The sequence below is a fragment of the Arthrobacter sp. ATA002 genome (assembly GCF_026898095.1).
Taxonomy (GTDB): Bacteria; Actinomycetota; Actinomycetes; order Actinomycetales; family Micrococcaceae; genus Arthrobacter_B.
Window position 1 is genome coordinate 1,135,257 of record NZ_CP114015.1, and the last position, 20,643, is coordinate 1,155,899.

The 20,643-nt window shown below is 66.6% G+C and carries 16 protein-coding genes, 1 tRNA gene and 3 pseudogenes; 9 read left to right on the forward strand and 11 right to left on the reverse strand.

Features of this window, described 5'->3' with window-relative positions:
* Nucleotides 1-18 precede the first annotated feature (18 nt).
* Complete coding sequence (locus OL239_RS05770; RefSeq protein WP_268911085.1) at nucleotides 19-714, forward strand: M48 metallopeptidase family protein; 696 nt, start codon at nucleotides 19-21, stop codon at nucleotides 712-714.
* Between the two features lie 67 nt (nucleotides 715-781).
* On the opposite strand, the gene OL239_RS05775 is transcribed toward OL239_RS05770, so the two are convergent.
* A complete protein-coding gene (locus OL239_RS05775; RefSeq protein WP_268911086.1) occupies nucleotides 782-2,272 on the reverse strand; it encodes a zinc-dependent metalloprotease in 1,491 nt (496 codons plus the stop codon).
* Between the two features lie 294 nt (nucleotides 2,273-2,566).
* Here OL239_RS05775 and OL239_RS05780 point away from each other — a divergent pair, with 294 nt between their 5' ends.
* The 4 genes and pseudogenes from OL239_RS05780 (at nucleotide 2,567) to OL239_RS05795 (ending at nucleotide 7,937) form a co-directional block, all read left to right on the forward strand.
* On the forward strand, nucleotides 2,567-3,751 hold the full coding sequence (locus tag OL239_RS05780) for a YlbL family protein (RefSeq protein WP_268911087.1): 1,185 nt from the start codon (nucleotides 2,567-2,569) through the stop codon (nucleotides 3,749-3,751).
* A gap of 325 nt (nucleotides 3,752-4,076) precedes the next feature.
* Nucleotides 4,077-7,005, forward strand: a pseudogene (locus OL239_RS05785) (UPF0182 family membrane protein).
* Between the two features lie 64 nt (nucleotides 7,006-7,069).
* Nucleotides 7,070-7,146 (forward strand) — tRNA-Met (locus tag OL239_RS05790).
* A 224-nt stretch (nucleotides 7,147-7,370) separates the two neighbouring features.
* Nucleotides 7,371-7,937 (forward strand): DUF6328 family protein, encoded by a 567-nt coding sequence (locus OL239_RS05795; protein ID WP_268911678.1) that lies wholly within the window; start codon nucleotides 7,371-7,373, stop codon nucleotides 7,935-7,937.
* A 77-nt stretch (nucleotides 7,938-8,014) separates the two neighbouring features.
* Here the strand turns inward: OL239_RS05795 and OL239_RS05800 are convergent, their stop codons facing one another.
* The 3 genes from OL239_RS05800 to OL239_RS05805 form a co-directional block, all read right to left on the reverse strand.
* Complete coding sequence (locus OL239_RS05800; RefSeq protein ID WP_268911088.1) at nucleotides 8,015-8,755, reverse strand: PspA/IM30 family protein; 741 nt, start codon at nucleotides 8,753-8,755, stop codon at nucleotides 8,015-8,017.
* 69 nt (nucleotides 8,756-8,824) lie between these two features.
* Nucleotides 8,825-9,262 carry a hypothetical protein gene (locus tag OL239_RS19390; protein ID WP_329609359.1) on the reverse strand — a complete coding sequence of 146 codons (438 nt, stop codon included), beginning with the start codon at nucleotides 9,260-9,262 and terminating at the stop codon, nucleotides 8,825-8,827.
* A 104-nt stretch (nucleotides 9,263-9,366) separates the two neighbouring features.
* Complete coding sequence (locus OL239_RS05805; protein ID WP_329609360.1) at nucleotides 9,367-10,863, reverse strand: TPM domain-containing protein; 1,497 nt, start codon at nucleotides 10,861-10,863, stop codon at nucleotides 9,367-9,369.
* 407 nt (nucleotides 10,864-11,270) lie between these two features.
* Between OL239_RS05805 and OL239_RS05810 the strand changes: the two genes are divergently transcribed.
* The 4 genes and pseudogenes from OL239_RS05810 to OL239_RS05825 all read left to right on the forward strand — a co-directional run bounded on the left by OL239_RS05810 (nucleotide 11,271) and on the right by OL239_RS05825 (nucleotide 15,515).
* On the forward strand, nucleotides 11,271-12,731 hold the full coding sequence (locus tag OL239_RS05810; RefSeq protein WP_268911089.1) for a S1C family serine protease: 1,461 nt from the start codon (nucleotides 11,271-11,273) through the stop codon (nucleotides 12,729-12,731).
* 189 nt (nucleotides 12,732-12,920) lie between these two features.
* Complete coding sequence (locus tag OL239_RS05815) at nucleotides 12,921-13,763, forward strand: electron transfer flavoprotein subunit beta/FixA family protein (RefSeq protein WP_268911090.1); 843 nt, start codon at nucleotides 12,921-12,923, stop codon at nucleotides 13,761-13,763.
* Nucleotides 13,764-13,820: 57 nt separating this feature from the next.
* Nucleotides 13,821-14,764: pseudogene (locus tag OL239_RS05820) on the forward strand (electron transfer flavoprotein subunit alpha/FixB family protein).
* A gap of 4 nt (nucleotides 14,765-14,768) precedes the next feature.
* Nucleotides 14,769-15,515, forward strand: a complete 747-nt coding sequence (locus tag OL239_RS05825; RefSeq protein ID WP_268911091.1) for a PIG-L deacetylase family protein — start codon at nucleotides 14,769-14,771, stop codon at nucleotides 15,513-15,515.
* A gap of 366 nt (nucleotides 15,516-15,881) precedes the next feature.
* Here the strand turns inward: OL239_RS05825 and OL239_RS05830 are convergent, their stop codons facing one another.
* The 7 genes and pseudogenes from OL239_RS05830 to OL239_RS05860 form a co-directional block, all read right to left on the reverse strand.
* Nucleotides 15,882-16,712 (reverse strand): anti-sigma factor, encoded by an 831-nt coding sequence (locus OL239_RS05830; protein WP_268911092.1) that lies wholly within the window; start codon nucleotides 16,710-16,712, stop codon nucleotides 15,882-15,884.
* Nucleotides 16,702-17,355 (reverse strand): ECF RNA polymerase sigma factor SigK, encoded by a 654-nt coding sequence (gene sigK / locus OL239_RS05835; protein WP_268911093.1) that lies wholly within the window; start codon nucleotides 17,353-17,355, stop codon nucleotides 16,702-16,704. The genes OL239_RS05830 and sigK overlap by 11 nt, the downstream gene beginning before the upstream one ends.
* A gap of 149 nt (nucleotides 17,356-17,504) precedes the next feature.
* On the reverse strand, nucleotides 17,505-18,350 hold the full coding sequence (locus tag OL239_RS05840) for a class I SAM-dependent methyltransferase (protein WP_268911094.1): 846 nt from the start codon (nucleotides 18,348-18,350) through the stop codon (nucleotides 17,505-17,507).
* Nucleotides 18,351-18,360: 10 nt separating this feature from the next.
* A pseudogene (locus OL239_RS05845) lies at nucleotides 18,361-18,827 on the reverse strand (tRNA (cytidine(34)-2'-O)-methyltransferase).
* A gap of 22 nt (nucleotides 18,828-18,849) precedes the next feature.
* Nucleotides 18,850-19,488, reverse strand: coding sequence for a hypothetical protein (locus OL239_RS05850; protein WP_268911095.1), 639 nt, complete (start codon nucleotides 19,486-19,488; stop codon nucleotides 18,850-18,852).
* Nucleotides 19,446-19,811 (reverse strand): J domain-containing protein, encoded by a 366-nt coding sequence (locus OL239_RS05855; RefSeq protein WP_268911096.1) that lies wholly within the window; start codon nucleotides 19,809-19,811, stop codon nucleotides 19,446-19,448. Before OL239_RS05855 ends, OL239_RS05850 begins: the two co-directional genes overlap by 43 nt.
* Nucleotides 19,812-19,963: 152 nt before the next feature.
* Complete coding sequence (locus OL239_RS05860) at nucleotides 19,964-20,602, reverse strand: uridine kinase (RefSeq protein WP_268911097.1); 639 nt, start codon at nucleotides 20,600-20,602, stop codon at nucleotides 19,964-19,966.
* Nucleotides 20,603-20,643: the final 41 nt, after the last annotated feature.

A 20,643-nucleotide genomic window follows, 5' to 3' on the forward strand; every position in this document is an offset into this window, starting at 1 on the left:
TTCCCCTAGGCTTAATGCATGCCTTCTGGAGAAATGCACCGCTCGAAACCCCTCCCGCGGCGGGCCGCGCCGGCGGACACCGCGGTTGTTCCTGCCGCCGCGGCCGGTGTTCCCTCGGTGACCAGCGCCGGGATTCCCATCGAAGTGCGCCGCTCCGCCAAACGCCGCCGTACCGTCAACGCCGCCTTCCGGGACGGGAAAGCCGTCATCTCGATTCCCGGCCATTTCACGAAGGCCCAGGAAGCGGACTGGGTCCGGCGCATGGTCGCCCGGCTGGAGCAGCGCACCGCCGCTCCGCAGGCGGATCCGCAGGACGCAGCGGGTGAACTCGCCGGCCGGGCCGCGGAACTGTCGCGGCGGTACCTGCACGGCGCCGCAGCGCCCCGGTCGGTGCGCTGGGTGACCAACCAGAATTCCCGCTGGGGGTCGGCAACCCCGGCACGCGGCACCATCCGGCTGTCCGACAAGCTGCAGGGCATGCCCGGCTGGGTCATCGACTATGTCCTGCTGCATGAGTTGGCCCATCTGATCGAGGCATCCCATTCACCGGCCTTCTGGCGGTTGCTGGAGTCCTATCCGCACACTGAAACCGCCAAGGCGTACTTGCAGGGAGCGGCCTTTGCCAGCTCGCGCGGGCTGCAGGGCCCGATGCAGGAGGATGAGGGCGCCGAAGAGGGCCGTCCGGCCGGCGGCCCGGCTGAAGACGGCGCCTAACCGCAGATAACGCTGCGGCCCCGGCAGCGAAAATGCTGCCGGGGCCGTAGTTGCCATAGCCCTGCGGCTAGGACCGGGGCGGTCCGCCCTTGCCGCCGCTGGAACCGTCGCCGTCCGCGTCTCCGGAACCGCCGCCCTCGCCGGAACCGTTGCCGCTGTCCGGGTTCCCTGCCGGACCGCCGCTGTCGTCGTTCCCCTCCGGCTCGCCGGCGTCGGACTCCGGTGTATCGAACCCGCCGTTCAGCAGCCGCTCGAGGGCAGCATCGACGTCGGAATCGGAAGCATCCAGCAGCTCACGCCGCTTGCTGAAGCCCTGCGGATCATCCAGGTCCTTGGAGGTGGGCATGAGGTCCGGATGTTCCCAAACGGCGTCCCTGCCTTCGATGCCTCGCTCCTCGCGCAGCTGCGACCACAGGGCGGCAGCATCGCGGAGCCGGCGGGGGCGAAGCTCCAGCCCCACCAGCGAGGAGAAGGTGTGCTCGGCCGGGCCGCCGCTTGCGCGCCGGCGGCGGATCATTTCCCGCAGTGCGCCGGCTGATGGAAGGTTCGCCGTTGCCGCTGCAGTGACCTCGTCAACCCATCCCTCTACGAGTGCCAGGGCCGTTTCGAGGCGTTCCAGCGCTGCATCCTGCGCCGCTGTGCGCTCGGGCTGGAACACACCGCCGGACAGAGCCTCCTGGATGGATTCGGGATTGGACGGGTCCAGGTCCCGCGCCACTTCCTCGATCTTGGACATGTCGATGTGGATGCCGCGGGCGTAGCTCTCGATGGCACCGAAAAGGTGGCTTGCCAGCCACGGGGCGTGGGTGAAAAGCCGGGCATGTGCGGCTTCGCGGACGGCGAGGTACAGCCGTATTTCCGTCTCCGGGACGTCCAGGCCTTCGCCGAACTTTGCCACGTTGGCCGGCAGCAGGGCCATGGTCCCGCCCGCCAGGGGGAGCCCGATGTCGGTGGAACTGACAACTTCCTTGGACAGGGCGCCCACGGCCTGGCCTAGCTGGATCCCGAACATGGCGCCGCCCATATTCGCGAGCATGGACGAAGCTCCGCCCATCATGGATTTCATTTCTTCGGGCATCTGCGTGCTGATGGCGTTCGAGAGGGCCTGGGAAATGCTGACCGCAACCGGTTCGGTGAGCCGTTTCCACGAATCCATCGTGGCTTCGACCCATTCCGCCCGGCTCCAGGCCCGGCCCAGCGCCGAGGTGGACGCGAAATCTGTGACGGGGTCCAGCCAGAGCTGGGCGACGTGCAGCGCCTCGTCCACTTCACGGCTCTGTGCCGGCAGCACCGATGGGTCGCTGTCCGTGGCAGCCACCCGGCGGGCATTGTCCCTGGCGAGCTGCCAGTTCACCGGACCGTCCGAGGGGGCACTAAACATGGCTTGGACCTGCTGGAAGATCATGGCCATGGCGTTGGGGTCGGACGGCAGTCCTGCCGCCTTCGCCAGTTCCTGCGGATCCATGCCGCCGGCGCCTGCTCCGCCGAACAGCCGGGCAAGCATCTCGGAGAGCGGATCCTGGGGCGTCTCGCCCGGGTCGGAAGGGTTGGAGCTCATGGATACCACCGGTCCTGTGGAAGATTGACGTGCATTACGCGGAGCAGTCAGCCGCATGGCGGTCCCGGCTGCTCCGGACCACGTGCCGCCGAAAACGGTCCGTGGCTTCCTTACGTTACCGGCAGCCGGTGACGTAAGTCCCGCGTTGACCGTCTCGTTCGCTGACGGCAAAGCGCCCCGGCCCGGCAAACACCCGCGGCAAAGGCACTGCACGCTAAGCTGGGTGCCAGTATTCGCCGTTTCAGCCTCAAGTGAGCTGCCTCGGGTTCCCACCTTTAGAAAAGGGTTGGCCACTTGCGCCCCTCAGACCATCAGCACGACCCTTCCGTTCCCGGCAACGGGCCGGCGGTTCCGCCTCCGGGACAGGATGCATCTCCGGCGCCGGCTTCAGGAACCGGCCCCTTTTCCGCTCCCCGCCGCGACCCCCGTTCCCGGGCGCTGGCGGTGTCCGGTGCGCTGACCGTGGTGCTGGGAGCCGCTGCCGTGTTCCTGCCGACCCCGTACGTGGTGGAGTCACCGGGTCCCACATTCAACACGGTGGGCACCGTGGCCGCCGGCGGCGAAGACACGCCGCTGATAGAGATCGAGGGCGCGCCCACCTATCCCACCGACGGCGAGCTGGACCTGACCACCGTTTACGTGGCCGGCGGACCCGGCTCGACCATGAGTTTCCTGGAAGCCGTTGGGGCATGGCTGAACCCGGAAGACGCCGTTGTTCCGGAGGAATTTGTGTACCCCCGCGGAACGACCGGAGAAGACATCGACGAACAAAACGCCGCCGCCATGACGTCGTCCCAGGAAGCAGCAGTGGCAGCGGCGCTGCGGGAACTGGACATTCCCTTCACCGAGGACCTGGCCGTGGCCGAACTCGTGGACGGCTCACCGGCCGAGGGGGTGCTTGAAGCGGGGGATACCCTGATCAGCGTGGATGGGACGGCCATCGACGGCATCGAAACGCTGCGCCGCGAGCTGGAGGCGGGCGGCGGTGCCCCGGTGGAGGTCGAGTTCCGCCGGGACGGGCAGGAACAAACCGGAACCGTGACTCCGGCCGCCGCGGATTCGGGGAGTTATCAGCTCGGAATTTTCCTGGCCACCAGTTTTGAATTTCCCTTCGAGGTCAGCATTGCCCTGGACGACGTCGGCGGGCCGTCCGCCGGCATGATGTTCGCGCTCGGGATTGTTGACCGGCTGACACCCGGCGGCATGACCGGCGGCCGGCACTTCGCCGGTACCGGAACCATCGATTCAGCCGGAAATGTGGGCCCGATCGGCGGTATAGCACAGAAAATGACGGGAGCCTCCGACGCCGGCGCCGAGTTCTTCCTGGCGCCCGCGGAAAACTGCGGGGAAGTGGTCGGAAACATACCGGAGGGGCTCGGCGTTGTGCGCGTTGCCACTCTGGACGAGGCACGGACCGCCGTCGATGCCCTGGCCGCCGGTACCAGTCCGGAGGAGCTTGCACAGTGTTCCGCGGAGTAGCCGCGCGCCGGGACGGCAGCCGCCCGCCGGACAGCGCCGGCCGGGTCCGCGGGACGCCGGAACAGCCCGGCCGCCCATCACGATCGTGAAAAGGTTCTTCAGCAAAGGCGGGGCAGGTGGCCCTTGCAAGGAAGACAAGGCAGAATGAGAAATGCACGGCAACTTGCAAAGGGGACAAGAAAATGTCCTGTAGTACCGGTTGCAGGCGCCGTGGACCGACGTACCGAACGATGAGGTAACAGTGACTTCCGGACCAAACGGCCCATTTTCCCGACCAAGCCCCAGCACGGGCACCCGTCCCGGCAACCGGCGCAGACCAAGCCCCTTGATCGCCACGCTGATCGTGGTGGCAGTCCTTGTGATTGGTTTCGTGTACTTTTCGCAGGTCTATGCGGACGTCCTCTGGTACAACCAGCTGGGATACCTTGAAGTCTTTGTCAAGGAAAACCTGACGCGGATCGCCATGTTCCTCAGCGCGTTCATCGTGATGGCCGCATGCGTCTTCCTGAGCATTAGGGTCGCATACTCCTCACGTCCCGTGTACGCCCCTGACAGTGCACTGCAGGACAACCTGAACCGCTACCAGGCCCAGCTGGAACCGGTCCGCAAGCTCCTGATGATCGGCATCCCCGTCGTCGTCGGCGGGTTTGCCGGTACGGCAGCCATGTCCATGTGGCAGCAGGCCCTCCTGTTCTTCAACAGCCGCAACTTCGGCGAGCAGGATCCCGAGTTCGGACTGGACTTCAGTTTCTACCTCACCCAGCTGCCGTTCCTGGGCTTCATCATCGGCTTCCTCATCAGCGTGGTGGTCATCTCCGGGATCGCCGGCCTGCTGACGCATTACCTTTACGGCGGCATCCGCCTCGAGGAAAAGGGCATCTTCACGTCCCGTCAGGCGCGCATCCACATTGCCGTCATAGCTGCAACTTTCCTGCTGCTTCAAGCCGCAAATTTCTGGCTGGACCGCTACGACACGTTGCTGAGTACCTCCGGAACCTGGACCGGCGCCCTCTATACGGACGTTGAAGCTGTCATTCCGACCAAGACCATCCTCACCGTGGCCTCCGTTATCGTGGCCATCCTGTTCATCGTGTCAGCGGTCATCGGCCGGTGGCGCCTGCCCATCATCGGCACGGCCATGCTTATCATCACGGCCATCGTGGCCGGCGGCGTCTACCCCTGGATCGTGCAGCAGTACCAGGTGCGCCCCTCCGAACTGAGCAGGGAAGCTCCGTACATCCAGCGCAACATTGAGCTGACGCGGGAGGCCTACGGCTTGGACGAAACCGAGCTGATTGATTACGAAGCCACGGTTGAGGCCAATGCCGGCGCCCTGGCCGCTGACTCCGGCACCACCTCCAACATCCGCCTGCTGGACCCGAACGTCGTTTCGCCGGCCTTCTCCCAGCTGCAGCAGTTCCGGCAGTATTATCAGTTCCCGGAAACGCTCAACGTTGACCGGTACGACATTGACGGCGAAGTCCAGGACACCGTCATCGCCGTGCGCGAACTGAACACCGACGGCGTGCCCGACGGGTGGGTCAACGAGCACATTCTCTACACCCACGGTTACGGAGTGGTTGCCGCCCGCGGCTCCACCGTCCAGGCCGACGGCAAGCCCAGCTTCATGGAGTCCGGCATTCCGTCCAGCGGCGTCCTGGGGGACTATGAACCCCGGATCTACTTCGGCGAATCCTCGCCGGAATACTCAGTGGTGGGTGCCCCGGAGGGCGCCGCCGCAGGAAATCGACCGCCCGCAGACCGGCGATTCCGACACCGAGTCCCAGACAACGTTCGACGGCGACGGCGGACCCAGCGTGGGCAATCTGTTCAACCAGCTGGTCTACGCCATCAAGTTCCAGTCCACCGAAATCCTGCTCGCGGATGCGGTCAACGAAGAATCCCAGATCCTCTATGACCGCGATCCGCGCGAGCGTGTGGAAAAGGTTGCCCCGTACCTCACGGTGGACGGCAACGCCTACCCCGCAGTTGTTGACGGCCGGGTGCAGTGGATCGTTGACGGCTACACCACGAGCCAGTACTTCCCATACTCCACCCAGCAGGAGCTGCAGGCCGCAACTACTGATTCCCTGACCACGGGAGCGGCGGCACTGCCGGCGGACCAGGTGAACTACATCCGCAATGCGGTCAAGGCCACCGTTGACGCCTACGACGGTTCGGTGACCCTCTACGCCTGGGATGACGAGGACCCGCTGCTGCAGTCCTGGCAGAGCGTTTTCCCGTCCACGCTCAAGCCCTACAGCGAGATGTCAGCGGATCTCATGGCGCACGTTCGCTACCCGGAGGACCAGTTCAAGGTTCAGCGTGAGCTCCTGGGCAAGTACCACGTCACCAATGCTGATTCGTTCTTCCGGAACGACGACGCGTGGAGCGTCCCGAACGACCCGACGGTCGCCAACTCCGAGGTCAAGCAGCCGCCGTACTACCTGTCCCTGCAGATGCCGGGCCAGGACGACACGGCGTTCTCCCTGACCACCCCGTTTATTCCGTTTGTGGCCCCCAACAACGAAGCCCGCAACGTGCTGTACGGCTTCCTCTCGGCTGACGCGGATGCCGGGACCGGCGAAGACGGCGTCAAGAGCGAGGACTACGGCAAGCTCCGGCTGCTCTCGCTTCCCACCGACACCGTGGTGCCGGGTCCGGGCCAGGCACAAAACCGGTTCAACTCGGATCCGACGGTGTCGAACGCCTTGAACCTGCTGCGGCAGGGGGCCTCCGAGGTCATCAACGGCAACCTGCTCTCGCTGCCTGTCGGAGGCGGCATGCTCTACGTGCAGCCGGTCTACGTACAGTCCTCCGGTGATGCGTCGTATCCGACGCTGCAGCGCGTACTGGTGAACTTCGGTGAGAGGGTCGGCTTCGCGCCGACGCTGGATGAGGCCCTCAACCAGGTCTTCGGCGGCGACTCCGGTGCCATCACCGGTGACTCTGAAAACGTCGGGCAGACCCCCGATCCCGGAACCGGGGAAGTGCCGGGCGACACCACTGCCGAGGCCGACCTCGCCGCAGCGCTGGACGATGCCGGGGCCGCCATCCAGGAGGGGCAGTCAGCGCTGGCAGCCAACGACTTCGCCGCCTACGGTGCGGCGCAGGACAAGCTCAACGCCGCCATCGAGCGGGCCATCGCCGCGCAGGAAGCCATGGACGAGGCGGCCGGGGGGACCGAGGAGGGGACCACCGGTGCCACCGAAGGTGCAACTCCCGCCCCCACGGAGGATGCCCAGGGCGACTAGCAGCTGACGCAGCCGCAACCGATTTGCGGCTGCTCCCCGCGGCGGGTAGAGTTAACTATCACGCCGCGGGGTGGAGCAGTTCGGTAGCTCGCTGGGCTCATAACCCAGAGGTCGCAAGTTCAAATCTTGCCCCCGCAACCATGCAACACGGATGTACCGGAAGATCCCGGTTGACAGAAATGTCAACCGGGATCTTCTGCGTTCGGGGCTTCCCCCCTGCTCCCCGGCGCTGCGGCTAATAGACTCGCGGCATGGGCAATCGGGCAGGGCCGGCTCGCAGAGGTGACCATCAGAGGCCTGCCGGCGATCCCGCAGCCGGACATCGGGGGCCCAAGAGGAACCGGGCCGAGGCGGACCGCGCCAAGGTGGAGCGCGCCAGGGACGAGCGGACCAGAGCGGAGCGGGCCAGAGCGCGCCGGGATTCTGAATCCTCACCGGATCGAATCGACCACAACTGGACGGATCTCCTGAACGAACTGCGCGTGCTGCAGAACGGTGTGCAGATTCTGGCGGGGTTCCTGCTCACCCTTCCGTTCCAACAGCGGTTCGCTGCGCTGTCCCGCGCGCAGGTCATCGTGTACCTGTCCCTGGTGGTGGTGTCGGCGCTGACCACCGCCGTGCTGATGTCCACGGTTGTCATGCACCGGAGCTTCTTCCACCGCCGGATTAAGCCTGATCTGATTCGCTACAGCGACATTCTTCTTCGCATCATTCTTATCCTCGTGGGCCTGACCACCATCGGCACCCTTGGCCTCGTCTTCGACCTGGTAGTCGGCAGCGTCAGCGGAACCGCCGTGGGTGTCGGCCTGGGCCTGGTGCTCCTCGTTCTGTGGGTCCTGCAGCCGCTGACGCTCCGGCGGTGCGCCCTTCGCCGCCGGGGGATCAGCTCAGCGCCTGCTCCGGGACGGGCGAACGCCGAGAAGAGCCGCTGAAAAAGACTACGGGCGGCACTTCCGCAGGGGAATGCCGCCCGTCAGTGGTCAGCGCCGGCAAACGGCGCTGATGGTGCTTAGTTCTGGCCGATGGCGGACTGTCCCGAGCCGGAGCTCTTCAGGGCGGCCAGGCGGGCTTCAACCTCAGTCTGCTCGCCCAGATCCTCAAGGCTCTCGAACTGGGCGTCCAAGCTGGAAGCAGCCAGTTCGTTTGCACCACGCACGCGCGCTTCTTCGCGGCGGATCTTCTCTTCGAAGCGGCCGACTTCCGAGGTGGAGTCCATGACGTCGATGCTCTTCATGGCCTCGTGCATCTGCGTCTGCGCATGTGCGTTGCGGGAACGCGCAATCAGTTCATCGCGCTTGCTCTGCAGCTGGTTAAGCTTGCCCTTCATCTGGTCCAGGCCGGTCTTCAGCCGCTCCACGATCTCTTCCTGTGAAGCGATCGTGGGCTCGGCACCCTTGGCTTCGTTTTCCGCTGCGATCTGCCGCTGGATGGCCACCTTCGCCAGGTTGTCGAACTTCTGCGCGTCGGCGGTATTGCCGGCATCACGGAACTCGTCTGCCTTCCGTGATGCAGCCAGCGCCTTGTTGCCCCAGTTGCGGGAATTCTGGATGTCCTCGTTGTAATCATCCTGGAGCATGCGCAGGTTGCCGATGGTCTGGGCAACTGCACTCTCCGCCTCGGCAATGTTGTTGCTGTAGTCCCGGACCATCTGGTCCAGCATCTTCTGCGGATCTTCGGCCTGGTCCAGGATGGCGTTGATGTTGGCCTTGGCCAGCTGGGTGATACGTCCAAAGATTGACTGCTTTACCACGGTGTCTGCCTTTCGGTTTTTGGATGTGAACCTGTTGAAGAATTTGGAAGCCATAACTCGAGCCTGTGCCTAGAAGCTGCCGCCGCCGCCGTCGAACCCGCCGAAGTCGCCGCCACCGCCGCCGAAACCGCCGAAGCCGCCGCCGCCCCAGCCGCCGCCGCCACCCCCGCCGCGCAGGATGGAGTCGATAAGGATGCCGCCGAGGATGGCACCGCCGAGGCCGGAGCCGCCGCCGCGGCCGCCGTACATGCCGCCCCCGCCCCCGCCGCCGAATCCGCCGCCGAAGCCGTCGACGTCCTGCTGGGCCATATCGGCTGCCTGGGCTGCCAGGGCGTTGGCCTGCTGTGCGTAGGCGAGGGCGCTGACGGGATCCGATGACTGCAGGGCGATGGCCTGCTGAAGGTTGCGCTCTGCCTCTGCGAGACGGGTCCGGGCCTCGCTGCCGACACCGCCGCGCCGGGCGCGGATGTAGTCGGCCGTTCCGGAAATCTGCGCCTGGGCGGACATCACGGCGTGCTGCAGGGAGTCCCTGGCACGGCGTTCCTGCTCCTGCCGGTCGCGGATTCCTTCGAGGGCGCCGTCAAGCTGGGCGTTGGCCTTCTCCAGACGCCTCAGCAGGTCAACGGGGTTGTTCCTGACAGCCGCTTCGCTGTCAATGGCGGAGAGTGCCGCCTCGACGCCGGCGACCGGCCCGGCCAGGCCTTGGTTGCCTCGGAGGCGGCCAGGGCCCGTGCCTGGGCCAGATCCTGCCGGGCATCGGCCACCGCGCGCTGCAGTTCATCGCGGGCGGAGTCGAGTTCACGGCCGGTTTTTTCGATGGCGTCCAGCAGCACGTTGGTTTGGTGCACGCTTTCTTCGGCGGCACGGACAGCGACCACTGCCGAAGCCGTGTCGCCTTCCTCGAGTTTTGCGGAGGCAGCTTCTGCGGCGTTGTCGACAAACTCCAGCCGTTGGCTGGCCTGCTCGACGTTGTCGGCAACCTGGGCGAGGGCCGCGTCCGAGTACCGCTGTCGAAGCTCGGCCAGGGAACTGCGGGCTGCGTCCAGGCGGCCTGCAGCTGCCTGTGCGTTCCGGCGCGCTTCGGCCAGGGCAGCGGGCGCATTCTTTTCGAGCTCACGCAGTTTGTCGAAGTCCTCCTTGTGCGCCTGCAGCGAAGAGTTCACCGCCTCGCACCGCCGAATGATGTCCTTCAGCCAGGTCCGCTGCTGGGCTTCGGTATCAGGGATATGGTCATCGAGCTGCTGCTGCATCTTGAAAGACTCGCTCATGTGGTTCTTTGCCGCCGCGAGGTCCTCGGTGAAAGTCTTCACGGCATCGTCCCCGTAGGATGCCATCGCGAAGGACAGCTCCTGCTCGCTGGACTTTATGGCGTCGTCGGCTGCCACCAGCAGGCTGCCGGCACGCTTGCGCAGATCCGCCACGCTCAGTTCGTCGAGGGGATCGGTGGGGGGTGCCTCCTGCTCCCGGCCCCGGCCCGCAGTGACGGCGCCCTTGCTGCGGCTGCGGACAAACAGGAACGCAGCCCCGCCGCCGAGCAGGATGATTCCTCCAAAGAGGAACAGCGGTGCGAGGCTCACGCCACCCGAAGATGAGGTACTGCCGTCGGAACTTCCGCTGCGTCCGGATTCGAGGGCATCGGCGGCGCTGACCGCTGCAGCCGCCCAGTCTTCCGAAGTGATGGTTTCCTTGCCGAAGAGTGCGTCCGTCGCTGCTTCCACCATTGCCGTCTCATGCTGTTCAGTGAGAACGGTATCCGCGGGTGCCGAAGCCTGGATCAGCCGGCTTTCCGTGGCAATGCTGAGCAGGGCTTCGCGCTCACCCAGGTTGCGCTGCGCGACCACCTGGTTGCCCCATTCCGTGGGGTCCGAAGGATCCGTGAACTCGTCCACGTACACCACGAAGAGGGTGTAACCGGACTCCTGCCGGGTTTCGGTGATGGCGCTGCGGACCTCCTCGCTGTCCGGTCCCAGGACACCGGCGTCGTCAACCACGAACTGTCCCGGCGGGATGGTCACCGGAGGCACGGCGGAGGCAGCCGTAGCCGATCCCAGCAGTGCTGTGACACTCAAACCCACCACGGCACCTAGCCGCTTGGTCTTCAACCGCATAAAATTTGTCCTCAGGTTCGTCGTGGCATCTAAGATGATCCGCTGCGCTCGTCCCGTCCCGTCAGATCCCTTTCGGGCGGGCAGACACTTGCATCGATTCTATGGTTCACCTGATACCCAGTCCACCACGGTTCCCGGCGCGCGGTTATCGGTGAACTCTCAGGAAGTGTCCAGTTTTCTTCGAAGCAGGTCCCAGAAAGTGCTGTCATAGTTGAGTGAGCACTGATCAAGGGCATACCGATGTGGAAAGGACCGCACATGTCTGAGCAAAACGGAGGCGCCGAGGGCCCGCAGCGTCCGCTGCCTCCCCGTCCGCCGGCACCGCCGGCATCGTCCGGGGAGAAGCCGCGGGCCGGGACGAGGGCCAGACGCAGCAGTTCCCGGACCAGCCGGCCGCGCAGGAACCCGTGCAGGCCCAGGCATCCCACTCTTCGCCGCCCGCGGACGGCACGGCGGCACAGCCGCCGGAGGCCGCCGGGGCGCACCCGTCGGCACCTTCGCCGGAGCCCGGCGCCCGGCATGCCCAGACGCCGCCGGCCGGTGATCCGTTCTACGGCCGGACGCAGGACGCAAACCCGGGCGTGGGTGCACCGCCGTCCTACGGGCCCGCTTCCGGCGGCCATTCCGGCTCCGGTTACGGCCAGGACCCCTACGGGCCGGGCCACCAGCCCGCAGCTGTGCCGCCCCGGCGCAGGTTCGGGGCCGGCACCCTGGTCACCGGAATGGTGCTCGCCGGGCTGCTCGGCGGCGGGACCGCCGTAGCCGCCGACTCCTGGCTGGACAACGACGCCGCTCCGCAAAGCACGGGACAGGCGCAAACCGTTGTGGTGAACAACGACGACAGTGTCAATGCCGTGACGGCGGCAGCTGTCAAAGCTTCCCCCAGCGTCGTGACCATAGACGTCACCGCCGGCGGCAGCTCCGGAACCGGATCAGGCATCATCCTGGATGATGACGGGCACATTCTGACCAACACCCACGTGGTCACGCTGGGCGGGACGGCTGCTTCACCGTCAGTGGAGGTCCAGTTGAACGACGGCCGGGTGTTCTCGGCCACCGTCGTCGGGACCGATCCGCTCTCCGATCTGGCCGTCATCAAGATTGACGCCAACGACATCACGCCGGCTGCTTTGGGGAATTCGAACGACCTCAATGTCGGGGACTCCGTCATCGCCATCGGTGCACCGCTTGGCCTCGCCGGTACCGTCACCGACGGCATTGTCTCCACCCTGAACCGCACCATCAGTGTCCAGTCCTCCGCAGCTCCGGAAACGGAGTCGGACGGATCAGGCGAGGATGACGGCAACGGCTTCCGCTTCGCACCGCCGGACGGGTCCAGCCAGGAGCAGAGTGCCGCGGGGAGCTCCATCTACCTGGACGTCATCCAGACCGATGCGGCCATCAACCATGGCAACTCCGGCGGAGCGCTGGTGAACACGGACGGGGACGTCATCGGCGTCAACGTGGCAATTGCGTCAGCCAGCGAGGAAAGCGGCAGCATCGGCGTCGGCTTCGCCGTGCCGATCAGCTATGCCGAGCGGGTCGCCAACGAGATCATTGACAACGGTTCGGCCACCCACGGCTTCCTGGGCGTGTCAGTCACCCCCGCCTCCGCGTCCAGTGCCTCGTCGTTCACCGTAGGTGCGGAAGTCGCGGAAAACCCGGCCTCCGGAACGCCGGCAGCGGATGCCGGCCTGAGGCAGGGCGATGTCATCACCGCGGTGAACGGCATTCCGGTGACCGATGCGCAGTCGCTGACCGCGGCCATCCGGATGCAGGCAGCCGGCAGCGAGGTTACCGTCGACTACAACCGCGGAGGAGACACGGACAGCGTTCAGGTGACGCTGGGCGACTCCGCCAACCAGTAGCGGCAGCCGCCCGTTGTTGTATGCAGGGACTGGGCCTCCTTTGGAGGTGCGGTCCCTGCTCCGTTTGGTGCCCGGGACAGGCACGGGGCACCCGCACAATGTGATTAGCTTGATGGGTCGCCCTGCGCGGGTGGTCCCGGAGCCGGTGCGTCCGCGCCGGGAAGATCTTCAACGCCAGAAAGGCCCCGCATGCAGGAATCGAAGAGGCCGCTGAACATCGTCGTTTTGGTCAAACACGTTCCCGATACCCAGTTTGACCGGCATCTCTCCGGGCCCGGACACACTCTGGACCGGTCCGAGTCCATTCTGTCCGAGCTCGACGAGTACGCCCTGGAAGCTGCGCTGGTAATCGCTGAGGCCCGTGGAGGGCAGGCGGCGGGAAACATGGTCACGGCCTTGACGATGGGACCGGATGCAGCGGTCAACGCAGTGAAAAAAGCTCTGCAAATGGGCGCCTACCAGGGAATCCACGTCAACGACGCCGCGCTGGCAGGCTCGGACGCGGCCGCGACCTCCGCGGTGCTGGCGGCCGCTGTCCGGAAGGCGTCCGGTGACGGCGCCGGGCTTCCGGATCTCGTGCTGACCGGCATGGCGTCCACTGATGGGGAAACGTCGCTGGTTCCGGCCCAGCTGGCAGAACGGTTGCAGCTGGCCCAAATTACCTTCGCCTCGGAGTTGGAGGTGGCTGACGACGAAAGCGGCGCCGCCGTCGTCCGTGCCCGGCGCGACGGGGATTCCTACTCCGAAACGCTGGAAGCGCCCATGCCGGCGCTGGTGTCGGTTACCGATCAGGCCAATGACCCGCGGTATCCGAACTTCAAGGGCATCATGGCCGCCAAGAAGAAGACGGTCACGGTGCTGTCGCTGCAGGATCTGGGCCTCGACCAGGACCAGGTGGGGCTGGACGGCGCTTGGACAACAGTGGCCGCATCCGCTCCCCGCCCGCCGCGCTCCGCCGGAACCATCATTACCGACGACGGCACGGCCGGAGTCGCGCTGGTGGATTACCTGGCCGCCCGGAAACTCCTATAACAAACCTCCCACCGGCGCCGCTTTTGGCTGCGCCCGAAGCACTAAGGAGAGCCACCCATGGCCTCTGTCCTGGTCTTTATCGATGTTCCGGGTCTGCCCCTGCCGCGGGCAAGCCGCGAGCTGCTGACCATCGCCCGCAGCCTGGGGGAGCCCGCCGTAGCCAGCCCGCGCGCCCTTGACAGGAACGCACTGCAGGCGCTTGGGGAATACGGAGTCAACACGGTGTACCAACCTGCCGATATGCTGCCCGATGTCCTGGTCGCGGCCAAGGCCGCATTCCTGGCCGACGCTGTCCGGGCCGCGAATCCGGCGTCCGTGCTGCTTGGCAATTCCTTTGAGGACCGGGAAGCCGCTGCCCGCACGGGCGTGAAACTCGGCTCCGGCGTGATTACCGACGCCGTCGCCGTGGCGCCGGACATGTCAGTCACCAAGTCCGTCCTGGCCGGGTCCTACACCTCCACCTGCCGCGTGCAGACGGGAGTGCCGGTGATCACGGTGAAGGCCAACAGTGTTGAGCCGGCCCCCGCCGAAACGCCCTCCGTTCCCGAGAGCAGGGATATCACCGTGTCCGACGCCGGCCCGGCGGCACGCGTCACCGGCCGCACCGAAAAAGGGTCAGCGGCCGTCCGGAGCTCTCCGAGGCCCGGGTCATTGTTGCCGGTGGCCGGGGGATGGACGGTGACTTCGGTCCGGTCGAAGAACTGGCGGACGTGCTGGGGGGTGCGGTGGGTGCATCGCGCGCCGCCACCGACGCCGGCTGGATCGAGCACTCGGCCCAGGTGGGGCAGACCGGCAAGACGGTCTCGCCGCAGCTGTACATTTCCGCCGGTATTTCCGGGGCGATCCAGCAAAAGGCCGGAATGCAGACGGCCAAAGTCATCGTGGCGGTCAACAAGGACGCCGATGCGCCGGTGTTCGAGATTGCGGACTTCGGCATCGTGGGGGACGTGTTCTCGGTCCTGCCGCAGGCCACCGAGGAAATCCGGAAGCGCAGGTCCTAGCCCGATGGAACCGTCTGTCCCCGGCGTGAAGCGGGTGCTGGCTTTCGCTGCCCATCCGGATGACATTGACTTCGGCGCGGCTGGAACCGTGGCGGCCTGGACGGCTGCCGGTGTCGAAGTCTCCTACTGTGTCATGACCTCCGGTGATGCCGGCGGCTTCGAGGCCGGCGACCGGGACGGGATCTCCGGACTGCGCCGCAGCGAGCAGCGGGCAGCCGCCGAACTGGTGGGCGTGCGGGACCTCCACTTTCTGGGGGAGCGGGACGGCTTCCTTGCGGTGACGCCGGAAGTGGTGGAAAAAGTGGTGGCGCTGATCCGCCGCGTCCGCCCCGACGTTGTGCTCTCGATGCATCCGGAACGGAACTGGGAACGGATTCAGGCCAGTCACCCGGACCATCTGGCCTGCGGTGAAATCGTGACGCGGGCGGTCTACCCGGCGGCGGAGAATCCGTTTGCCTTCCCGCAGCTGGCCGAACAGGGCCTGCAGGCGTACAAGGTTCCCTGGCTCTGGTTTTACGGAGCCCCGCGCGAGCGGGAAAACCATGCGGTGGATATCAGCGCCACGGTCGAGCAGAAGCTTGCGGCCATCCGGATCCATGCCAGCCAGCATCCGGACCTGGCCGGGATGGAAACGGCAGTGCGCAGCATGCTGCGGGACAATGCCCGCCGCTTTGGCCTTCCGAACGGTGCCAGCGCCGAAGTCTTCCATGTGGTCGGGGTCAACACCGAGCAGACCATCGCCGGGTTCTGACCCACGGTTAGTCCGTGCGGCCGGATTGGCAGGCCAACCGGGAGGCTCGTCCCGGCCCAGATATCGATGGCTTTTGCGAGATAGCCCGCCAGCCCTGGCCGCCATGTCCTGCAGCCTCCGCAGCTCGGGCATGCCGTAAAACGGCAGCCGTTGGCTCCGGTGGGGGCCTCAGCGGGCAGGCCGTGATCCGGAGCAATGGCGCAGGGTCCGGGATGAAACTCCGGCCATACGCGCGGCGGCGGAATGGGCCATGTGTCCCGGATCTGCAGTGCCACTGTCCTGCTCCTCCCTGCCCGGCAGCCGGGACCTCCAACTGCCCACCGACAACGCTGCGGGTTGACGCAGCGTCACCGTCAAGCGGAGACCTTAAGCGCTGAAAGGAATGACCAGAAGGATGGGCAGGGTGGGGGTGGGGGAACCGCCGTCGGGCTCCAGTGTCAGTGCAACTGCGCTGTACGGGTCGATGCCGGTGAGTTCGGTGGCCTTGGCACCTGACACGTCTTCACCGGTCATGGTGCCCACCGATACTGGATCGGAACCGTCGGCCGGAACACGCCACATTTGGTAGACGGAGCCCTCCGGCGGGGCCGGAACTCCGCTGAGCGTCACCACGGCAGCGTCTTCTCCCGCGGAAGTGGCAACCTCTGCGGTTCCACCGGTGGGCAGCTCCATCGTGCGCTGCTGCACGTCCGAGGCCTGCAGCACTTCCTCCCGCACCGAGTCGGGTCCGAGGCTGCCGCCCAGCGCAACACCGCCCACCACAATGGCTGCGGCGGCGGCGCCGGCAAGGATCCAGCGGCCGGGAGCTGACCGCAGCACGGAGCGGCGGCTGCGGCGGGCAGCGACCTCATCGACCTCTTCGGCCGGGGAAGGGCTTGGGGAATCCGGAACCCGGGGAATACCCGGCCCGCCGGCGTCCTGCCCGGGCAGCCGGGACAGGATCTTATCGAACAGGTCCGCAGGCGGCTGCTCCTCGGCCCGGTAACCGCCGGCAAGGGTTTCGCGCGCAGTCCAGACCCGCTCCAGGAAAGCCCGGCGGACGGCAGGGTCCGCTTCCTCCAAAGCTGTGTCCACGTCCTGCCGCTCATCCCGGGGCAGAGCATTCAGGGCATACAGTTCGGCCCACTCCAGCAGCCTGCCCTCGGACAGGTCCCGGCCCGGGGCGTCCGGTGCGGCGTCAGAGCTGTTATCCGTCAACTGAATTCACCCCCAGGCAGTTCTTGAGCCGGATCAGTCCGTCGCGGATCCGGGACTTGATGGTCGGCACCGCGGCGTTTAGTTTTTCTGCAACTTCGCGGTAGGTCAGTCCGCCGTAGTAGGCCAGCCGGACTGATTCCCGCTGGGTATCGGTCAGGGTTTCCAGGCACTGGACAACGGAATCTGCTTCGAGCTGCCGGGTCACCGTGTCCACGACGCTGTCGTAATCCGGTTCCTGCATGGCCGCGCCGAAGCGCGCCTCCCGGTTCGCGGAACTCTGCTCGGAGCGGACCCGGTCCACGGCGCGGCGGTGGGCGAGCGTCAGCAGCCACGTCAGCGGTGAGCCGACGGCGGGATCGAAGCGGGCGGCACTGGTCCAGACCTGCAGGTAGACCTCCTGCGTGGTGTCCTCACTGAGCTCGGCGTCAATCAGTACCCGGCGGGCCAAGCCGTAGACACGGCGGGAGGTCAATGCGTAGAAGGCGGCAAAGTCATCCCGGCTGCCGCCGGCAATTCCGGCCAGGAGTGCCTCCAGCGGAGCATGGGGCCGGGTCTGCTGGCTGGCGTTCTCTGCGGCATCGGCGGCGCGGCCCGGTGGAGAGGCCTGCGCAGCGGAGGGCCGTCCCGTGTTGGACGTGTCCATAGGCCTCCAGCATAAACGGATTAAGGCGTCCACCGCTGCAGGACCCGAAACGGCGTCCCCACGGACCGCAGCGCCGGGGCACGGAGCAGTACTCGTGCGGGGACCGGCGGGTCCCGCGGCCGCCGGGCGTCCAGTGACTTCCATGCCCCTTATTCGGCGCGGGCAGCGTGGCGGATGGGCCGGCACGGCAGGAACTCAGGGCGCCGGGCCGTGGCAATCAGGGTATCGGCATTCAGAGTGTGCTCCTCGCCCAGCTGCGCCAGGAAGGCTGTCTTGACCCGCTCCGCGGCTTCCGGATCACCGGGCAGGAGGAAACGCAGTCCGCTGCCCATGACCAGCGACCAGGCCAGGGACTGGCTGAGCTGGACCTGCGCCGGGGTGGAGAGGACCTTGATGTCCTGGAGTCCGAGGCCCTCGAGCCAGGCGGTGAGTTTCTCCGGTGTGTTCAGGCGTTCGCTGTTGTCCCTTGCCCCGGAAAGGGGACCGGCCAGCTCGGGCCGCTCACGCCGGCACTCCTGCACCAGCAGATCAGTAAACGGGTTCAGCGCACCCTGCGCCCACGTGCTCAGGGCCAGGCGCCCGCCCGGGCTCAGGTTCGAGACCAAGTGCGCTGCTCCGGCGTCCATGTCCGGAAGGAAGAAGATCGAGTAGGCGGACAGGACGACGTCGTACGGCTCGCCGCCGCTCCACGCGGCGGCGTCACCGACATGCAGGGTGACGTTTTCCAGGGCAAGGGTGCTGGCTTTCGCCTGGGCCAGGGCCAGCATTTCCGCCGAAAGATCGACGCCGTCCACCCGGGCCTCCGGGCCCGCGTACTGGGCGGCGGGGATGGTGGTGGCACCGGTCCCGCAGCCGGCGTCGAGGACGCTCTCGCCCATGGTGATCTCCGCTGCCGCCACCAGGGCGTTGCCCATCGGATTCCACAGCGAAGGCGCCAGGCGCTCAAAGTCGGCGGCGCCGTCGTCGAACACGGTTCCAATGTTGGTGTCGGGCATGAGGAAGTCCTTAGAGCTGGGCACCTGCGAAGCCGTGCTGGCGCCAGGCTTCGTAGACGGCTATGGAGGCGGAGTTGGCAAGGTTCAGGGAACGCAGGGACGGCAGCATGGGCAGTCGGACGCGGGCAGTGACATGCGGATCCTGCAGCACGTCCTCGTCGAGTCCGACGGATTCACGGCCGAACATCAGCACGTCGCCGGGCTGGTATGCGATGTCGGTGTACGACGTTTCGCCGCTCGAAGTGAAGGCATAAACGCGTTCCGGAGCCAGCGCCTTCCACGCCGCTTCGAGCGTGGGATGCACGTGCAGCACGGCGAGGTCGTGATAGTCCAGGCCGGCGCGGCGCAGCTTGGAGTCCTCCAGCTCGAAGCCCAGGGGTTCAACGAGGTGGAGCTCGGCTCCGGTGATCGCGGCGAGGCGGATGGCATTGCCGGTATTGCCGGGGATTTCAGGGAGTGGAAGAGGATGCGGAACACACCCCCATCCTATGCCCGGAGGCTAGCGTGCCAATGCATCGAGCAGCCCGCCCAGAACCGGAAGCTGCACCACATTGGGCTGCGGTCCGTCGTTGAAGAACCGGCGGAGTTCGCGCTGCAGTGTTCCGGCATTGGCAACGTGCACCATGGCCGGAGCACTGCGGCTCAGGGAGGGCGGATAGTCGATCACGGGTTCAAACGGATTACCGTTGGGGCTGTGCAGGACCACCCAGCCGCTGACGTTGCATTCCGGAAAGCGGTCCTGGAGGGTGCGGACGGCGTCGGGCAGCCGGCCGATGTTCACGTCGCGGCCCCGGTAGCGCAGGTGCCTGCCGTCCCAGCTGTAGTTGCCCGGCGACGCAACCTGGGATTCGAGCACGGCCATCCGGTAGCCGCCGAGAAGGACGTGGCCCACCTCAAGGTTGCCGCCGCGGGGCGAACGGTCGGGCACGTGCAGTCCGTTGACCAGCCGGCCGGCCGGATAATCCGCCAGCAGGTTGCGCTGCAGCAGCTGGATGGTGAGGTTCTCGCCGTCGTACCGTGCCGCGGCACCGGAACCCAGCCGGGCCATAAAGCCCGGCCGCCGGGGAGATCCATGGACCTGCTGTCCCGCCAGTGTCAGCGGCAGCACCGGCGGGGAGCCGGGAGAGAAGTCGGGCACGAACCGCGGGGCAGTATCCAGGACATCCTCCGCCGGGACTGTTGCTCCGCGCTGATAACCGGTCCGCGTTCCCGCGCTTCCTGCTCCGTGCTGCCCGGCGCTGCTCCGCGTCCCCGGCGCAGGCTCAGGTCATACGCCGCTTTCTGCCCGGGGTTGGACAGCACCTCGTAGGCCTCGGCGATGACGTGGAACGTTTCGGCGCTGCCGCCGTGGTCGGGGTGGGTGGCCCGTGCGGCTTTCCGGTAGGCAGTCTTGATCTGGTCCGCCGTGGCCGAGGGGGCGAGACCCAAAACCTCATACAGCGTCTTGGGTGACGGGCTCACAGCAGTTCCTCTCATTGGGCCGGAAGGCCCGGCAGGCACAGCGCGCGGATGGCGCCGCAGTTTTACAGCGGTTGCATTCTCTCAGGTTGGCGGCGTCACCCGCCAAACCGGCAGCTATCAGGCTGCACCAGCTATAACGCTGCAACCGCTGACTATGTTTCCCGGGCGGACTGACCGGCTCTCCGGTCATAGCTCGCCGCGGCGGCGGAAATGACTCGCGGGCGGTCCGGATCCGTGTTGTCCACCACCACCGTGGCCCGCCCCGCGGGATCCGTATCGGCAAAGTAGAGCCGCTGGCCGCCGACGTAGCGCTGGAGGGCCGGATCATCCGGATCCGCCGGCGTACCGTCGCGCAGAGCCATCCGGGCTGCCGTTACGGAAAACGGGACATCGAGGAACACCGAGAACTCCCAATCCGCCGCCAGTTCACCGCGGTGCAGGAAAAGCCCGTCCACGAGCACGACGGCGTTGGCGGGGGCGGGCACCTCAGGCGGGGACAGCACAGCGTCGGAGTCGAGGCTGTGCCCGGCGGGCCGGTAACTCCCGCCGCCTCCCGGCTTCAGCGGGTCGAGGACATAGGCCCGAAACTGCTCCACGTTGTAGGAATCATGGCGGAATCCAGCTGCCGACCGCCGGCCGCGCCGGTACCGAACGCTTTGGGGGTGATGAAAGTCATCCAGCGACACCCGGATCACCGGCCGCGGGTCCACGGCACCGGCCAGTTTGGCAGCCAGGGCATCCGCAAAGGTTGTCTTGCCGGAGCCGTCAACGCCGTCCACCGCCGCGAACACCCGGCGGCCGGGGACCTGCCGGACAAGTTGGCCGCCAGTTC